The sequence below is a fragment of the Kribbella alba genome (assembly GCF_039529635.1).
Lineage (GTDB): Bacteria > Actinomycetota > Actinomycetes > Propionibacteriales > Kribbellaceae > Kribbella > Kribbella alba.
Window position 1 is genome coordinate 874844 of the sequence record NZ_BAAANE010000007.1, and the last position, 14077, is coordinate 888920.

The following is a 14077-nucleotide window of genomic DNA, read 5'->3' on the forward strand; positions in this document are numbered from 1 at the left end:
GTCTCGGCCATGACTGGTTCACCGCGATACCCCCGTGGGGTATGGTGATGGTGACGACGAGACGGAGTGTGACATGAGCGACCACGACGCGCACGGTGACCACGGCGCCCATGCCGGGCATCCCGAGCACACCGGCCATGCCGACCACGCCGGCCATGGCGGGCATGCCGACCACCCCGACCATGGCGGGCATGGCGGGCACGGCGATCATGCGGCGCAGTTCAAGGACCGGTTCTGGATCAGCCTGGCGCTCGCGGTACCAGTGGTGTTCTTCAGTGAGATGTTCGCCAATCTGCTCGGCTACATGCCGCCGCAGTTTCCAGGCTCGGGGCTGATCGCGCCGGTGCTCGGCACGGTCATCTTCGTCTATGGCGGGCAGCCGTTCCTGGCCGGAGGCTGGAGCGAGTTGAAGACGCGGCAGCCCGGGATGATGCTGCTGATCGCGATGGCGATCACGGTCGCGTTCGTCGCCTCGTGGGTGACCACACTGGGGATCGGCGGGTTCAGCCTGGACTTCTGGTGGGAGCTCGCGCTGCTGATCGTGATCATGCTGCTCGGCCACTGGCTGGAGATGCGGGCGCTGGGCGCCGCGTCCGGGGCGCTGGACGCCCTCGCCGCGCTGTTGCCTGACACCGCCGAGAAGGTCACCGACGACGGCGTCGTCGAGGTGGCGCTGAGCGACCTGACCGAAGGTGAGGTCGTGCTGGTGCGGTCCGGTGGCCGGGTCCCTGCCGACGGGGTGATCGTGGACGGCCAGGCCGAGGTCGACGAGTCGATGATCACCGGCGAGTCAAGGCCCGTACTGCGGGGCGGGGGCGACGCGGTCGTCGCAGGAACCGTGGCAACGGACAGCGCGTTGCGAGTGCGGATCACCGCGGTGGGGGACGACACGGCGTTGGCGGGGATCCAGCGCCTGGTCGCCGAAGCACAGGCCTCGTCGTCTCGAGCTCAGGCGCTGGCGGACCGCGCTGCGGCATTCCTGTTCTACTTCGCCTCGAGCGCCGGGCTGATCACCTTCGTGGTCTGGTCGCTGCTGGGAAGGGTCGACGAGGCTGTCACCCGAACCGTCACGGTGCTGGTGATCGCCTGCCCCCACGCGCTCGGGCTGGCGATCCCGCTGGTGATCGCCATCTCCACTGAGCGTGCCGCCAGGGCCGGAGTACTGGTGAAGAATAGGCTCGCGTTGGAGCGGATGCGGACCGTTGACGTGGTGTTGTTCGACAAGACCGGCACCCTGACCAAGGGCGAGCCTGCTGTCACAGGCGTCGCCACCGTCGCAGCGGTGACCGAGGAGGAGCTCCTGGAGCTCGCGGCGGCAGCGGAGTCCGACAGCGAGCATCCGTTGGCCAAGGCAATCGTTCGAGCAGCCAAGGACCGTGTTCCAGCCGGAGGCGGCCGTCGCGTCGTCGCATCGGACTTCCGGTCGTTGACCGGGCGTGGCGTCCAGGCTGTCGTCGATGGCGCGGAGGTCGCGGTTGGCGGGCCCGCGTTGCTACGCGAGACGGGCGCAAGGGTGCCCGCCGAGCTCGCCGACAACACACAAGCCTGGATCGCTCGCGGGGCAGCGGTGCTGTACGTGATCCGTGACGGCCAGGTCCTTGGCGCGGTCGCCCTTGAGGACGAGATTCGACCGGAGTCCAAGCAGGCTGTGGATGCGCTGCACCGGCACGGCGTGAAGGTCGCGATGATCACCGGCGACGCACACCAGGTCGCCGAGGCCGTGGCCGCGCAGCTGGGCATCGACGAGGTGTTCGCCGAGGTGCTGCCGAAGGACAAGGACGCCAAGGTCGCCCAGCTCCAGGCCCGTGGGCTGAAGGTGGCGATGGTCGGCGACGGCGTGAATGACGCACCGGCGTTGGCCCGGGCCGAGGTCGGCATCGCCATCGGCGCCGGCACCGACGTGGCGATCGAGTCGGCCGGTGTGGTTCTGGCTTCCAACGACCCGCGGGCGGTGTTGTCAGTGATCGAACTGTCGAAGGCCAGCTACCGCAAGATGTGGCAGAACCTGGTCTGGGCCACTGGCTACAACGTCATCGCAGTACCGCTGGCCGCCGGCGTGCTTGCCTTCGCTGGGATCGTGCTCTCGCCGGCCGCGGGCGCAGTACTGATGTCTTTGTCGACGATCGTGGTCGCACTCAACGCGCAACTGCTGCGCCGCCTCGATCTGGCTCCGGAGCGGCTCGCGCGAAGCTGACATCACCCACGGCGCCGGGCTTCCTCGGGAGAGTTCGGCGCTTCGTCAGGTCGGTGGGTGGAGTCCTGTCAGGACCACTTTGACGAGCCGCCTGGTGGCGGCTTTGGAGCGCAGACTGTCGGCCGCGGCGAGGGCATGAAGGCAGTAGGCGGCCAGTTCCTGCGGCGGTACATCGTCACGCAGCTCACCGGCCGCCGCACCCTCGGCGATGAGCGTCTGGAGGAATCCGGCGAGTTGGTGACGCGCGTCGGTGACATGTTCGCTGCGATGCACCAGCGTCGCGAGGGCGGTCGCTTCATGGCCGCGCGACATCAGCGCATAGGACTCCAGCACGGCCTCGAGCCGCCGCTCGGCGCTACCGGCCTGGTCGCGGATCAGTTCGAGTTGCCGCAGGTGCTCGCGCACCTGGCGTTCGTGCCAGGCGGCGAGGATCGCTTCGACGTCGGGGAAGTATTTGTACAGCGTGGCTCGTCCGATGCCGGTCTCCTGCGCGATCTGCGACATCGTCACCGACGTCGGCCCGTGCTCGGACACCAGTGCCGCGGTCGCATCCAGGACCGCTTCGCGCACGGCGTGACGGTGCGCATCGATGGTGTCGTTCCACAGCTTCGGCACCAGGCAAAAGTACATCATGTCCATCGCTTCGACACTATGACAGTATCGGGACACTATGTATCGCAAACTGTGAGAGGGTTCTGATGGTCAGTTTCGAAGCGTTCGTGAACACCAGCCGGGCCGACCGGTACGTCGAGCAGTTCAGCCGGCACTTCGTCCATCAACCCGGCGGGATCACGGCACGGTCCGACGTCCAGGGACAACTCCTCATCAACGTCGGTGGTGGAACCTGCCTGATGCGAGCCGAGCCCGACGGTCTGGCCCTACGCGTTGACGGACCCGATGCCGAAGCGGCGAGCGCCATCAAGGGCAAGGTCGGCGAACGAGTGGAGCAGGTCGGCCGCCGCGAAGGCCTCCTGGTCCGCTGGCGGCCGGTCCCGGAGCAGAGCAGCGCTGACGACCGCGGCACGCGCCACGAGGAGCCGTGATCGACCACTACTCGTGGCGCGCGCGTGCGGCGCGGGTCAGCTGACCGGCAGTTGACCCATCAGCCTTTGCATAGTCGCGATCTCGCGGTTCTGGTCGGTTTCGATCTTCTTAGCTAGAGCGATCGCCGCGGCCTCCTTGCCTGCGGCCTGTTCCGTCTTGGCCATCGTGACCGCACCCTGATGGTGCTTGACCATCAGCTGCGTCCACATCCGGTCGAACATCGTGCCGGTGGCGTTGCCGAGGTCGGACATCTCTTGGTCGCTCATCATGCCGGCCATCGATCCCGACATGTCGTGGCCGTGCATGGGGGTGGGGACAGGCTTGCCCCAAGTGGTCAGCCAGCCGGACATCAGCTTGATCTCGGGGTCCTGTGCGGCCTTGATCGCCGTCGCGAGTTGCTTCACTGCCGGGGTGGTCGCCTTCCTGATGCCCATGTCGGCCATCTGCACCGCCTGCTGGTGGTGCGGAATCATCTGGCTCGCGAAGGCGACATCGGCATCGTTGAACTGACCGGCCGGCGCGGAGGAACTGGTGGTCGCCGGCGTCATGCCAGACATGGATCCAGGCTCAGGGTTGTCGCCGCACCCGGTTAGTAGCAGTGCTCCGGTGATGATCAGCGTGGTCGTGGCAACGATGGTTCGTCTGAGGTGCTTCATAGGTGTAGTCCTCGGTCTCGCTTCGAAGGCAACTGCGGATCATGAATGTGGTGGCGCGCCGGACAGCGCGGCCACCCGGGCCGACAGGCCTAGGTCCGCAGTACGCACAGTTTCGAAAGCGATGGAGCAAGCCAAGGTGGGGAACGCCCGGTCAGTACGAACCTCTCGACCGGTACTGCGACCTGGACGGCGCGCCAGGCCAGGAGACTGCGCAGGCCCAGCAAGAGCGTCAGCAGCAGCGCCAGTGCAGTCAACATCGCGAGGCACACACCGTCCATCGCGTGATCGTGCTCGTCCGCCGAGATGACCGCATCCCGCGCTGCCTTGGTGTGACCACCGGCGGGGCTGGACATCGCGCTCAGCTGCGGCTCGACCATCGTGACGTCGTGATTTCCCGTCAGACCGTGCATGGCGAACACACCGACGAGCACTACCAAGACCCCCAGGACTCGGGTGATACCCGACCGCGTCGCCCTGACCTGGATGCTCATCGCCCCCAACAATAGCCGGGCAGCCCGCGCCGACTACGCAGTAGTGAGGTCGGCTAGGGCGGGGATGGGGTGGCCGGGTGGGGTGAGGGTCGTCGCCCGATGGGGTGCGCACATCTACTCGGCGCAGCTCAGCCCTTGATCGCGTCTGCCTTGTCCACCAGTTCGGTGATCTCGAGGAGCTCGGCAGCTGTCAACGAGAGACTCGCCGCCTGTGCCGAGTCCCGGATGCTGGCAGGTCGGCTCGCACCGACCAGCGGGAGAACGGGGGAGGACTGAAGGAGCCAGGCCAGTGCGACCTGCTGCGGGCTCGCGCCGCGCGCCTCCCCGAACTCGCGTAGGACTTCCAGCCGACCGGTACCTGAACGACCGCCGCCGGACAGCGGAGAGTAGGCAAGGTAGGCGATGCCCCGCTCGTGGGCCCACCGCGCAAGCGGGGCATCAACGCGGTCGAAGATCGAGAGGTGGTTCTGTACTGCGTCGATGCGAGCCGACCGCCCGGCTTGTTCGAGCTGGGCCTGGCTGACGTTGGAGAGCCCGACCGCGCGGATCTTGCCGAGGCTCCGCAGCTCTTCGAGCGCACCGGCGCTCTCCTCGATCGGGACCTGGGGGTCGGGCCAGTGCAGGAAGTAGAGGTCGATTGCCTCCTGCCCCAGCGCCTTGAGGCTCAGGTCGACGTGGCTGCGGAGGACCTCCGGACGCCCGTCGATCGGGAAATTCTCGGCTGTGCGCCAATGGCCGCCCTTCGAGACCACGAACGCCGATGAGCCGGACGGGTGGCTCTGCAGGGCCTGTGCGATCAGCGACTCGTTGTGATTCAGCCCGTCCAGCGTGGTGTAGGCGTAGGCGGTGTCGATCAGGCGGACCCCGGCGTCCAGGGCCGCGTGGATCACCTCGATCGAGCGACCGTCGTCATGATCGGCCGACAGCGACAGGGCGGCCGCTCCGAGTCCGATGTAGCAGACGGCGGACGCGCCCACGCTTCGTTCGTTGATCACGCTGCATGGTAGATCGATTTCCGAGGGATCCGGCGGCCGTGCCACAGTTTGGGCCGGGCGTACCGCGAGTGGACGGGCCGAAGGTCCCGCGGACTAGTGGCCCTCGGTCCTGTTGATCAGAGCCCGGCGGCACTGACCGCCGGTGTCTCAGCAGCGAGACGCTGTGAGTAGTCAAACGGGAGGGTCGACATGGGGGCTTGCACAAGGACTGGGCCGGTGGTCGTCGAGGTCGACGGTACTGCCCTTGGACTCCCGGTCGTGGACTACGCAGCAGCGGAGGCGATTCGCCACGGCGCCAAGTTGATCCTCGTTGCGCCCTACGAGCCGCATAGCTCGCACGGCCCTATCACGCAGGGTTACGGCCCATGGCCGCCCGCCGACCTGGCGGATGAGGCCCTCCGTGCGGCGGTCGCTCACGTGCGCCAGCTTCACGGCCATGGACTGGCACTCAAGAGCGTGTCGCAGGAGGGCTCACAGCTCAAGGTCCTGTCGCAGGCTGCCCGGGACGCGCGCCTACTGGTCGTCGGCCGCACCCGCGCGCGTGGGCCGCAGCGCTTGGTCGCCGCCCAGGGCAACATCTTCCTCGCCGCCCGGACCGGCTGCCCGGTCGTCGTCGTACCGAACACCTGGAAGCCGACCGCGATGGACCGAAAGGTTGTTGTAGGCATCGACGGTAGGCAGTTGTCGCGATCGGCCGTGGAGTTCGCCTTCCGGACCGCTGCCGAGCGGGAGGCCGGCCTGACCGTGCTCCAGGCGCAGGAAGCATCGCGATCCGACCACCAGGGCAACGGTGTCAGGAACTCCCGGGTTCGCTGGGCGGATCTGCTGGTCGCCGAGACTCTGGCCGGCTGGATAGACGAGTACCCCGACCTGCCGCTGACCCGATCGCTGACCGCACGGCCCGTGGTCGAAGCGCTGGTTCACGAAGGCGCGGAGGCCGGCCTGGTCGTCCTCGGTGCTCGGGCAGGGCTCCTACCGGCTGATGACCCCGTTGCCCGTCGAGCTGTGGCCGCCATGAGTTGCCCGGTCGCGATCGTGCCGCACTGGGTGACCGGACCGAAGCGCAACCAGCGTGCTCGTCGGCTTCGGCCCGCGACGGACATCGTCGTAGCGACGTACTGATCCGGCGTTGGTCGGGTTTCCGTCGGAGGCCGCGGGTACCCGGGCGACCTGGATGCCACACGACCGGGGCGGCCGGTCGGCTCGGGTGGCAGAGGTTCCGGGGGGAGGGGCGGCTCTGGAGGATCGGGTGGTTCCGGCGGCTCGGGGGGTATCGGCGGTCTGGGGATCACCGAATCGATCAAGCCGTCCCGCAGCGCGTCCTCGCAGGTCGATAGTTCGGTCACCACGGCATCGCTGTACCCCAGATGCCTACGGAGTAGTCCCGGGTGATCAATCGGATCCCGCGACCTCGGACGCACCTGCGGGTGGTGATGCCGACCTGTACCGAGCGGTGGCCGTTTCTCAAACCGGAAGTTGTCAGGAGGGGATCGGGACGGCTTGGCGGAACCAGGTGATCGTCGATGCGAGGCCTTCGCGCCAGTCGACCTGGGGTTTCCAGCTGAGGAGTTCCTCGGCCAACGTCGTGTCAGGGCGCCGTACGCCGGGGTCGTCCACCGGGCGGTCCACGAACTCGATGGTGGACCTCGACCCGGTGGCGGCGATCACGTCCTGCGCGATCCGCAGGACGGGACGTTCGTCGGGGTTGCCGATGTTGACTGGCCCGGACTGGCCACTGAAGGCGAGCCGCAGGATGCCTTCGACCGTGTCGTCGACGTAGCAGATCGAGCGGGTCTGACTGCCGTCGCCGGCCACCGTCACGGGCTCTGCGGCGAGGGCCTGGCGGATGAACGTCGGGATGGCGCGGCCGTCGTCGGGGCGCATCCGCGGGCCATAGGTGTTGAAGATCCGGACGATCGCGGTGTCGAGTCCCTCGCTCGTGCGGTACGCCGTGGTGAGAGCCTCGGCATACCGCTTCGCCTCGTCGTACACACCTCGGGGGCCGATCGGATTCACGTGTCCCCAGTACGACTCGGGCTGCGGGTGGACCTGCGGGTCGCCGTACACCTCGGACGTGCTCGCCAGCAGGAAGCGGGCATTCTTCTCGCGGGCAAGGCCGAGCGCGTGCCAGGTGCCGATCGCGCCGACCTTGAGGGTCTGGATCGGGAGTCGCAGGTAGTCGATCGGTGAGGCCGGGCTGGCGAAGTGCAGGATCACGTCGACGTCACCGGGGATGTACACGAACTCGGTCAGGTCGGAGCGCGTGCAGGTGAAGTTGGGATCCTCGAGCAGGTGCGCGACGTTGTCCGGCGTACCGGTGACGAAGTTGTCGAGGCAGGTGACCCGATGGCCGTCGCGCAGCAGTCGCTCACACAGGTGACTACCGACGAACCCCGCGCCACCGGTCACGACCACGTGTGCCCCACTCATGTCGCGGTCGGTACCCCTCGAAAGGCCCCCGAAACGGCTCCGTTGTGATGGCGAACCTTTGTTCGGGGCCCGGCCGATTCCGCTTGAGGCACCGGTGATCGCAACGATCAGCTGCGACGGCCCTGGGCCAGCAACGCCAACCGCTTCAGGGTTTCGTCATTGCGCAGCCGGAGAACAGGGTCGAGCACGGCTTCGGGAATCAGCGTGGCTGGACCCTTCACGGCCTCCTCGCGCATGACCAGCTGACACTCGCCGCCCTTGTCTGTGGCCTCGAACTCGACCCGCCCCTCGCCGGTGGGCCAGGCCCGCACCCTGAGTTGCAGGAAGCGAAGGGGCTCGTACCGTTCGGCGGTGGTGGTGTCGCTGATCAGCAGGGGCCAGACGCCGACGGAGTGGTGGATGCTGTGACCGGGCTGCGGGAAGCCTTGCTCGACGTCGCGGATCCTGGACGCACCAACCACCCAGGCGGCGTAGGTCCACCCGTCCGTGAGGATCGCGAAGACGTCTTCGACTGAGGCGTGGATCAGGCATTCGTTCTCGGTCATACCGAGCCGGTACCCAGTATCACCGGCCGCACGTGCATGCAGCTGCCTGTCATGGCCGTTGGGCGATCGTGCACGACGATCCGTTCGCGTTCCTCCACTCCCGGGCTTCGGCTGAGATTCGGCTACAGGACGTCACGATGCATGACGCTGAAGAAACGGGGTACGGGCTCAGCAGGCAATTGACCGTGGTCCAGAGATGTGCCACGCCGTGACTCAACGTCGCGAGGTCAAACGATGGTTTCTACTCTCAATGCCGCCGCAGCAGTACCCACGCAGTGTCTGACCGCCGAGGACAGAGCCGCCCGCGAGGCCGCCACCCGGGAGTTGTTGGAGCGCCGGGCCCGGACCACCGACGAGACCGAACGGCAGGTGCTGCTCGAAGAGGTCGTCGAACTGAACATCGAGATCGCCCGAGGTATCTCGCACCGCTTCCGCGGTCGCGGTGCCGAGGCGGACGATCTCGAACAGGTCGCCTATCTGGGGCTGGTGAAGGCCGCGCATCATTACCGGCTTGACGCCGAGACCCCGTTCATCGGGTTCGCGATCCCGACCATCCGTGGCGAGGTGAAGCGGTATTTCCGCGACTGCGCCTGGACCGTCCGAATCCCGCGCCGGTTGCAGGAGTTGCAGGGCACGATCTCCAGCAAGCTTCCGGAGCTCGAGCAGCAGTTGAACCGTGAGCCGTCAGCGGCCGAGATCGCCGAGTACCTCGAGGTGGACCAGGACGAGGTGGAGCAGGCGATGGCCGCGAAGGGCTGTTTCAACGTGTTGTCGCTGGATCGACCGTCCGACGCCGATGCGACCCTGACCCTGGCCGATGTGGTCGCCGATGAGGACGACCGGTCGGTGGATCAACTGGAGGCGGTGGACATGCTGCAGCCAGTGCTGGAGGACCTCGGCCCGCGCGAGCGGCGGATCCTGCAGTTGCGGTTCATCGAGGGCTGGACCCAGTCCGAGATCGGCAAGGACATCGGGGTCAGCCAGATGCAGGTCTCGCGCGTGCTTCGCAAGATCCTCGACGACCTCCGTGACAAGCTCTCCCCGCTGCCTGCCGCCGCCTGACCAGCGGCTTTTCAGGAGCCGCTGAGGTCGCGACCGGAGCCAATGCCCTGCACGTCGGGAGTCCGGGCTTGCTCAGCGGCGCGATCGTCGGGCATGTGATCGGCGGCCCGGTCGAGGAGTCGGAGCTGCTGCTCGAGTGCCTTGCGTCGCCCGCCCGAGGCGACGGAGCTGAGATCGAGCAGTGCCGAGCGAAGCCGGCGCGCCACCTTGGGGATGCGTGCGCCGGCTTCACGGACCTCGTCGAAGGCGAGCCGGACGTAGCCGTCCCAGTCCAGCACCCGGATGACGAGGCGCAGTTCGCCGTCCCCATCGGTGTACCGGCCGGTGGGGAGTTCGCGGCCCGCGAGGTTGCGCAGCGCGTCGTGGATGCGGTCGACCGCCTGGACCGTCGTGCTGGGGTCCTCGGCGATCCGTCGGGTCGCGATCTCCACCAGCTTCGTCAGGGCGAACACCGGATCGTCGTGGTGCGTCCGTTCCGGCCCCAGCAGGATGGCTTCGTTCACCCGATCAACCTCCAGCCGGCCGACGTCGCCGTGGATCCGTGCCAGCGGTCCACCGGCAGGCACGAAATCGCCCATCATGACGCAGAGCTCGATCAGCACGTCGGCGTCCCGGGCAAGCCGGACGAGGCGCGACTCGTCTATAGCCACGATGACGCCGGGCTCTGTCGCGAGGATCAGCTCGCTGGGCCGGTACTGCGTACGGTCGGGCAGCCGGGGGAGCTTCTCGATCTCGTGCTGCAGGTGGTCGCCCACCAGATCGATCAGCCCGGCCGCCCGGAGGGCATCCCCGGACCGGCTGATGTAGAGGATCAGCACGACAAGACTGGTGAGCATCAGCAGGTAACTGATGACGACGGTGAGGCCGGGCACTCGGCCGTTCTGGTCATCGATCGAGGTCGCCGCGATGAATGCGAACGCCGCTGCGCCGCCGAACAGACCCATGCTGAGTTTGTTGCCCCGGTCCCGCAGGAGGGCCGGCACGATACGGGGTGAGAACTGCTCCATCGCGAGCTGCACGGCCAGGGTCATGATGGTCAGCACCAGTGTCATCAGGGTGACCATCGCCGTGACGGTCGTGCTGAGCAGCGTCTGGGCCGCGGTCGCCGTACCGGTGATCGTCTCGGGCACGAGGCTGTAGTCGAACCTCCGGTCGATCGCCAGCGTGGTCAGGGCAAGGGCGATCGCGCCGAGGACACAGATCATCGGCAGCACCCAATGGTTCTGATCAAGGAACCTGGTGATCCGGAGCCGCAACGGCATACTCCTATCCTGGCTCCTCCTGGTTACCCGAAGAGAAACGTCGGAAACACAGGGGAGTTCGTTTCCCGCGGGGACGGCTGGAAGGTTCCGGTACCCGACCTCACGCCGAACGGGAACCCAGGTCTGCCAGCAAGGCGTCGGAGCGGATCGTCGTGAGGGATCCGGTCGGCGTCTTGCGGACGGCGTCGAGGAAGCGAGTCGCAAGTTCTCGCAGCGGCAGCCGGCTGCAGCGTGAGTGCCAGACCAGCAGGGCGAACGCCGCATCCTGATCCAGTCCGTAGACGACCATCAGGATGCCCTTGGCCTGATCGATCGTCGCGCGGGTGAGCAGTGCGCGATGAAGATTGCGAACCTCCGCCAGCAGCGTCTCCTGATCGGGCCGGGGCGCACCCGGTGCGGACATCAGCTGCTGCACAGCGTCCTGGAACGAAGGAACTGCCCGTACGTCAAGGTTCCGCTCGGCCGACACCCGCACGAAGGTGTCCCGATGGGCGGGTGCCAACCCGCACACCGCGACCGGTACTGCGTCAGGAACAGTCCGATCCAGGGATTCGGCCAGCCCGACGAGCCCTTGGTCGTCACAGCTGACGAGACCCGACGTGTCCACCACCAACCGCTCGGGCCGCTGCGTCAGCGCATCGCGGAACGAGGCTCTGAGGTACTTCCGGGATCGCGCGGCCAGCTGACCGGACAGCCTGCCGACCAGCAAGGCGGGGGTGAAGTCGAGACTGAGATGAAGTCCGGGCCCCGTTGCCGCAGACAACTGGAACCGGGAGCCGTCCTCGCTCCTCCTTGATCTGATGATCTCGTGCATAGCGATGGATCCTCACCCAGAGGAGGGACTCGGCTGCACTTTGAACCTTTCTCCAAGGTAGGTAGTCACGGTGGTTGCTGTCGAGAGCCGTTCGCTAAGCGGAGAGTGCCGACCTCAGCACCACCAGGATCTGGTGCAGCAATCGCGAGACCTGCATCTGGCTGACTCCGATCTCGTCGCCGATCTCCGCCTGGGTCCGGTGGTCGACGAACCGCCTGCGCAGGATGAGCCGGTCCCGCGGCGGCAGGTCCGCGACGGCGGGACGCAACGCCTCGAGGTTGTCGACCAGTCGGTACGTGTCGTTCTCGTCGGCGACGATGTTCGCCAGCGACAGCGACGAAGTCGTGGTGAGCCGGGCGTCGAGCGAGACCGGGTGAAAACACCCCTGGGCACGCTGGGCGTCGATGATCTGCTCCACCGGTACGCCGATGGCTTCGGCCAGGTCCTTCTCGGTCGGCCAGCGGTGCAGGATCGCAGGTAGTTCACCTTCGGCGGCGTTGATGGCGGTCTGCAGATCCTGGATCCGGCGAGGCGGTCGAACCATCCAGGCGCGGTCGCGGAAGTGGCGGCGGATCTCGCCGCGGATCGTGGGGATCGCGTAGGAACGGAAGTCTGTCTCCGGACCGGGCCGGTAGCCGTGCGCGGCTTTCACCAGGCCGACGTAGGCGACCTGAGCCAGATCGTCGGTGTCCACACCCCGGCGCTGATAGCGAGCAGCCAGGGTGCGGGCCATCGGAACACTCAAGATGATTGCCTGCTCGAGCTGTTCTGACCTTCGCGGGTTCTGCCGGTCAGCGGCATTTCGCAGCAATTTCTCGATCTCGCCTGACGGGAGATTGCGACGGTCCCGTGCGGATCCCGGGGCCGCAGTAGAGGGCCGGGACATCATACTGTTGATGGTCATCGGAAACCTGCTCGCGGATTCCGGCAAGTGCGGCAAGGGGTTTGGGCCACGGGCCGGATGTCGATCTCGTACCCAGGTTTAGCAGACCGAATCGCCTCCCCGAACCCCGTGTTCACGCAGCCGTGGCGAAATCCGCCTGTCTGGCCGGCCCGCTGAGCTCTGCTGCGTCGCCTGTTCGCCACCTTCGATACGCGACTCGCCCGAGGGCGAGCAGTGCTACGACGGTGACACCACCGGCGATCAATCCGCCACGCGCTCCCGCGAACTGCAGGATCAGCCCCAGCACCGAGGGCCCGGCAAGGCCCCAACCGGTGCTCGCGGTTCGCCAGGCACCCAGGACCCGGCCGCGCAGCTCGCGCGGTGGGACGGTCTGGAGCATGGTCGCGGTGGTCGTGGCAGCCGCTGCCTCAGCGGCTGCCATCGGGATGACCACACCGACCAGAACCGCCACGAGTGGTGCCACCCCGGTCAGAACCTGGAGACCAGCCGCGATCGCGGAGAGCAACACGACGTTGCGTAGCCGGGGCTGCCGAAGCCGACCGGCGACGATCGAGCCCGCGATACCTCCGACCGCCAGTGCGGCGGCCACCAGCCCGTACGCCGAACCTGTGGCGTGCAGCGGGCCGGTGACCAGCGCCGCCATGCTCAGCGAGTAGTTGCGGCCGAGCAGGCTGGTCAACGCACCGATCCCGACGAGCGCCAGCAACGTTCGGTGACGGGCGAGGTAGCGCAGCCCGTCCCGAGCACCGCCCGGCGCGGCGACCTCGACCGGCCCCTCCGGGGCGACGTCGGCCAGCTTGAGAAGCGGGATCGTGAGGGCGACCAGGAGGAACGAGATCCCGTTGGCCGCGTAGGCAAGCGGGATACCGATGGCCGCGACGACGGCGCCCGCGGCTGTTCCCGCGAGCCTGCCCACGTTGCCGGCGACCGAGCCGACCGCGATCGCGGACGGCACATCGCGACGGGGCACCAGGTCGTTGCCCAGCAGTGTGCAGGCAGGGCCGTCGACCGTCGCCACGATGCCGGTCAGCAGACCGAACATCATCAGCAGTGGCACGTTGAGGGCGCCCAGGGCGGCAAGGCCGGCTGTGGCGAAGGCGATGGTGGCCATCGCGAGCTGCCCCAGCCCGGCGGTTAGCCGACGGGGCCAGCGGTCCACCAGCGAGCCACCGGCGACGCCGAGCACGATCCCGGGAAGGGCTTGTACCGACAGCGAGACGCCGGTGATCGCGACGGAGCCTGTCAGTCGAAGGACCAGCAGGTTCTGCGCGACCATCTGCATCCACGCACCGGCGTTGCTGAGGGTGTTGGCGACGACCCACAGCCGCATACTCCGGCTCCGCAAGGCGCGCCAGGGACTCGATAATCCGGTTTTGGGAAGGGCAGGACTGCGTCTGTTGGAGACGCGTTGAAGCATCAGGAAATCACTCGTCAAGCAGATCGACTACAGGGAAGAGCCGGAACGGATCAGGAGCCGCGATGGCGACGAAACACCCGCAGGGCAGCCCGTTCACTCACGTCCGACCTTTGTCACAACACCACGGTTCTCCACCGGATTCCCTGCCGGCGCCCGTCACCCGATCGCTTCGGTTCCACCGTATTGACCGGCCGGCGGGCCGATGCGGTTGCCGATGCGGTTGCATGCCATCGGCAACCGCATCGGCCGACGGGGAGTGCCTG

The 14077-nt window shown here is 67.4% G+C and carries 14 protein-coding genes; 4 read left to right on the plus strand and 10 right to left on the minus strand.

All coding sequences use genetic code 11. The features are described 5' to 3' along the window. The first annotated feature begins 73 nt into the window (after positions 1 to 73). Positions 74 to 2194, plus strand: a complete 2121-nt coding sequence (locus ABD210_RS22000; protein WP_344113789.1) for a heavy metal translocating P-type ATPase — start codon at positions 74 to 76, stop codon at positions 2192 to 2194. 45 nt (positions 2195 to 2239) lie between these two features. Here the strand turns inward: ABD210_RS22000 and ABD210_RS22005 are convergent, their stop codons facing one another. After that, the gene (locus tag ABD210_RS22005) at positions 2240 to 2833 is read right to left on the minus strand and encodes a TetR/AcrR family transcriptional regulator (RefSeq protein ID WP_344113791.1); all 594 of its coding nucleotides are present in this window, start codon (positions 2831 to 2833) and stop codon (positions 2240 to 2242) included. A 59-nt stretch (positions 2834 to 2892) separates the two neighbouring features. Here ABD210_RS22005 and ABD210_RS22010 point away from each other — a divergent pair, with 59 nt between their 5' ends. Continuing rightward, positions 2893 to 3237, plus strand: coding sequence for a DUF2218 domain-containing protein (locus ABD210_RS22010; protein ID WP_344113793.1), 345 nt, complete (start codon positions 2893 to 2895; stop codon positions 3235 to 3237). Positions 3238 to 3273: 36 nt separating this feature from the next. On the opposite strand, the gene ABD210_RS22015 is transcribed toward ABD210_RS22010, so the two are convergent. From ABD210_RS22015 to ABD210_RS22025, 3 genes are all read right to left on the minus strand, one after another. After that, entirely contained in the window at positions 3274 to 3786 is a 513-nt protein-coding gene (locus ABD210_RS22015; RefSeq protein ID WP_344113795.1) for a DUF305 domain-containing protein, read from the minus strand. Between the two features lie 197 nt (positions 3787 to 3983). Continuing rightward, positions 3984 to 4385, minus strand: coding sequence for a DUF6153 family protein (locus tag ABD210_RS22020; protein WP_344113797.1), 402 nt, complete (start codon positions 4383 to 4385; stop codon positions 3984 to 3986). Positions 4386 to 4513: 128 nt separating this feature from the next. After that, positions 4514 to 5380: an aldo/keto reductase gene (locus ABD210_RS22025; RefSeq protein WP_344113799.1), complete on the minus strand. Its 867-nt coding sequence runs from the start codon at positions 5378 to 5380 to the stop codon at positions 4514 to 4516. Between the two features lie 216 nt (positions 5381 to 5596). Here ABD210_RS22025 and ABD210_RS22030 point away from each other — a divergent pair, with 216 nt between their 5' ends. Then, positions 5597 to 6502, plus strand: coding sequence for a universal stress protein (locus ABD210_RS22030; RefSeq protein WP_344113800.1), 906 nt, complete (start codon positions 5597 to 5599; stop codon positions 6500 to 6502). A gap of 357 nt (positions 6503 to 6859) precedes the next feature. On the opposite strand, the gene ABD210_RS22035 is transcribed toward ABD210_RS22030, so the two are convergent. Next, the gene (locus tag ABD210_RS22035; protein WP_344113801.1) at positions 6860 to 7810 is read right to left on the minus strand and encodes a UDP-glucuronic acid decarboxylase family protein; all 951 of its coding nucleotides are present in this window, start codon (positions 7808 to 7810) and stop codon (positions 6860 to 6862) included. Between the two features lie 107 nt (positions 7811 to 7917). Further along, positions 7918 to 8355 carry an SRPBCC family protein gene (locus ABD210_RS22040; RefSeq protein ID WP_344113802.1) on the minus strand — a complete coding sequence of 146 codons (438 nt, stop codon included), beginning with the start codon at positions 8353 to 8355 and terminating at the stop codon, positions 7918 to 7920. 234 nt (positions 8356 to 8589) lie between these two features. Between ABD210_RS22040 and ABD210_RS22045 the strand changes: the two genes are divergently transcribed. Continuing rightward, a complete protein-coding gene (locus tag ABD210_RS22045) occupies positions 8590 to 9417 on the plus strand; it encodes a SigB/SigF/SigG family RNA polymerase sigma factor (RefSeq protein ID WP_344113803.1) in 828 nt (275 codons plus the stop codon). A gap of 11 nt (positions 9418 to 9428) precedes the next feature. Here the strand turns inward: ABD210_RS22045 and ABD210_RS22050 are convergent, their stop codons facing one another. From ABD210_RS22050 to ABD210_RS22065, 4 genes are all read right to left on the minus strand, one after another. Further along, a complete protein-coding gene (locus tag ABD210_RS22050) occupies positions 9429 to 10679 on the minus strand; it encodes a DUF2254 domain-containing protein (RefSeq protein WP_344113804.1) in 1251 nt (416 codons plus the stop codon). A 100-nt stretch (positions 10680 to 10779) separates the two neighbouring features. Beyond that, a complete protein-coding gene (locus ABD210_RS22055; RefSeq protein WP_344113806.1) occupies positions 10780 to 11493 on the minus strand; it encodes an ANTAR domain-containing protein in 714 nt (237 codons plus the stop codon). 94 nt (positions 11494 to 11587) lie between these two features. After that, positions 11588 to 12226 carry a sigma-70 family RNA polymerase sigma factor gene (locus ABD210_RS22060; RefSeq protein ID WP_344113807.1) on the minus strand — a complete coding sequence of 213 codons (639 nt, stop codon included), beginning with the start codon at positions 12224 to 12226 and terminating at the stop codon, positions 11588 to 11590. Between the two features lie 283 nt (positions 12227 to 12509). Further along, positions 12510 to 13814, minus strand: a complete 1305-nt coding sequence (locus ABD210_RS22065; RefSeq protein WP_344114136.1) for an MFS transporter — start codon at positions 13812 to 13814, stop codon at positions 12510 to 12512. Between the last annotated feature and the right edge of the window lie 263 nt (positions 13815 to 14077).

Bases quoted from the DNA above. Each gene is read 5' to 3' on its own strand.
- ABD210_RS22040 (WP_344113802.1), bottom strand. From the start codon at position 8,355: ATGACCGAGAACGAATGCCTGATCCACGCCTCAGTCGAAGACGTCTTC.
- ABD210_RS22045 (WP_344113803.1), top strand. From the start codon at position 8,590: ATGGTTTCTACTCTCAATGCCGCCGCAGCAGTACCCACGCAGTGTCTG.
- ABD210_RS22010 (WP_344113793.1), top strand. From the start codon at position 2,893: ATGGTCAGTTTCGAAGCGTTCGTGAACACCAGCCGGGCCGACCGGTAC.
- ABD210_RS22050 (WP_344113804.1), bottom strand. From the start codon at position 10,679: ATGCCGTTGCGGCTCCGGATCACCAGGTTCCTTGATCAGAACCATTGG.
- ABD210_RS22000 (WP_344113789.1), top strand. From the start codon at position 74: ATGAGCGACCACGACGCGCACGGTGACCACGGCGCCCATGCCGGGCAT.
- ABD210_RS22055 (WP_344113806.1), bottom strand. From the start codon at position 11,493: ATGCACGAGATCATCAGATCAAGGAGGAGCGAGGACGGCTCCCGGTTC.
- ABD210_RS22035 (WP_344113801.1), bottom strand. From the start codon at position 7,810: ATGAGTGGGGCACACGTGGTCGTGACCGGTGGCGCGGGGTTCGTCGGT.
- ABD210_RS22060 (WP_344113807.1), bottom strand. From the start codon at position 12,226: ATGGCCCGCACCCTGGCTGCTCGCTATCAGCGCCGGGGTGTGGACACC.
- ABD210_RS22005 (WP_344113791.1), bottom strand. From the start codon at position 2,833: ATGGACATGATGTACTTTTGCCTGGTGCCGAAGCTGTGGAACGACACC.
- ABD210_RS22065 (WP_344114136.1), bottom strand. From the start codon at position 13,814: ATGCTTCAACGCGTCTCCAACAGACGCAGTCCTGCCCTTCCCAAAACC.
- ABD210_RS22015 (WP_344113795.1), bottom strand. From the start codon at position 3,786: ATGACGCCGGCGACCACCAGTTCCTCCGCGCCGGCCGGTCAGTTCAAC.
- ABD210_RS22020 (WP_344113797.1), bottom strand. From the start codon at position 4,385: ATGAGCATCCAGGTCAGGGCGACGCGGTCGGGTATCACCCGAGTCCTG.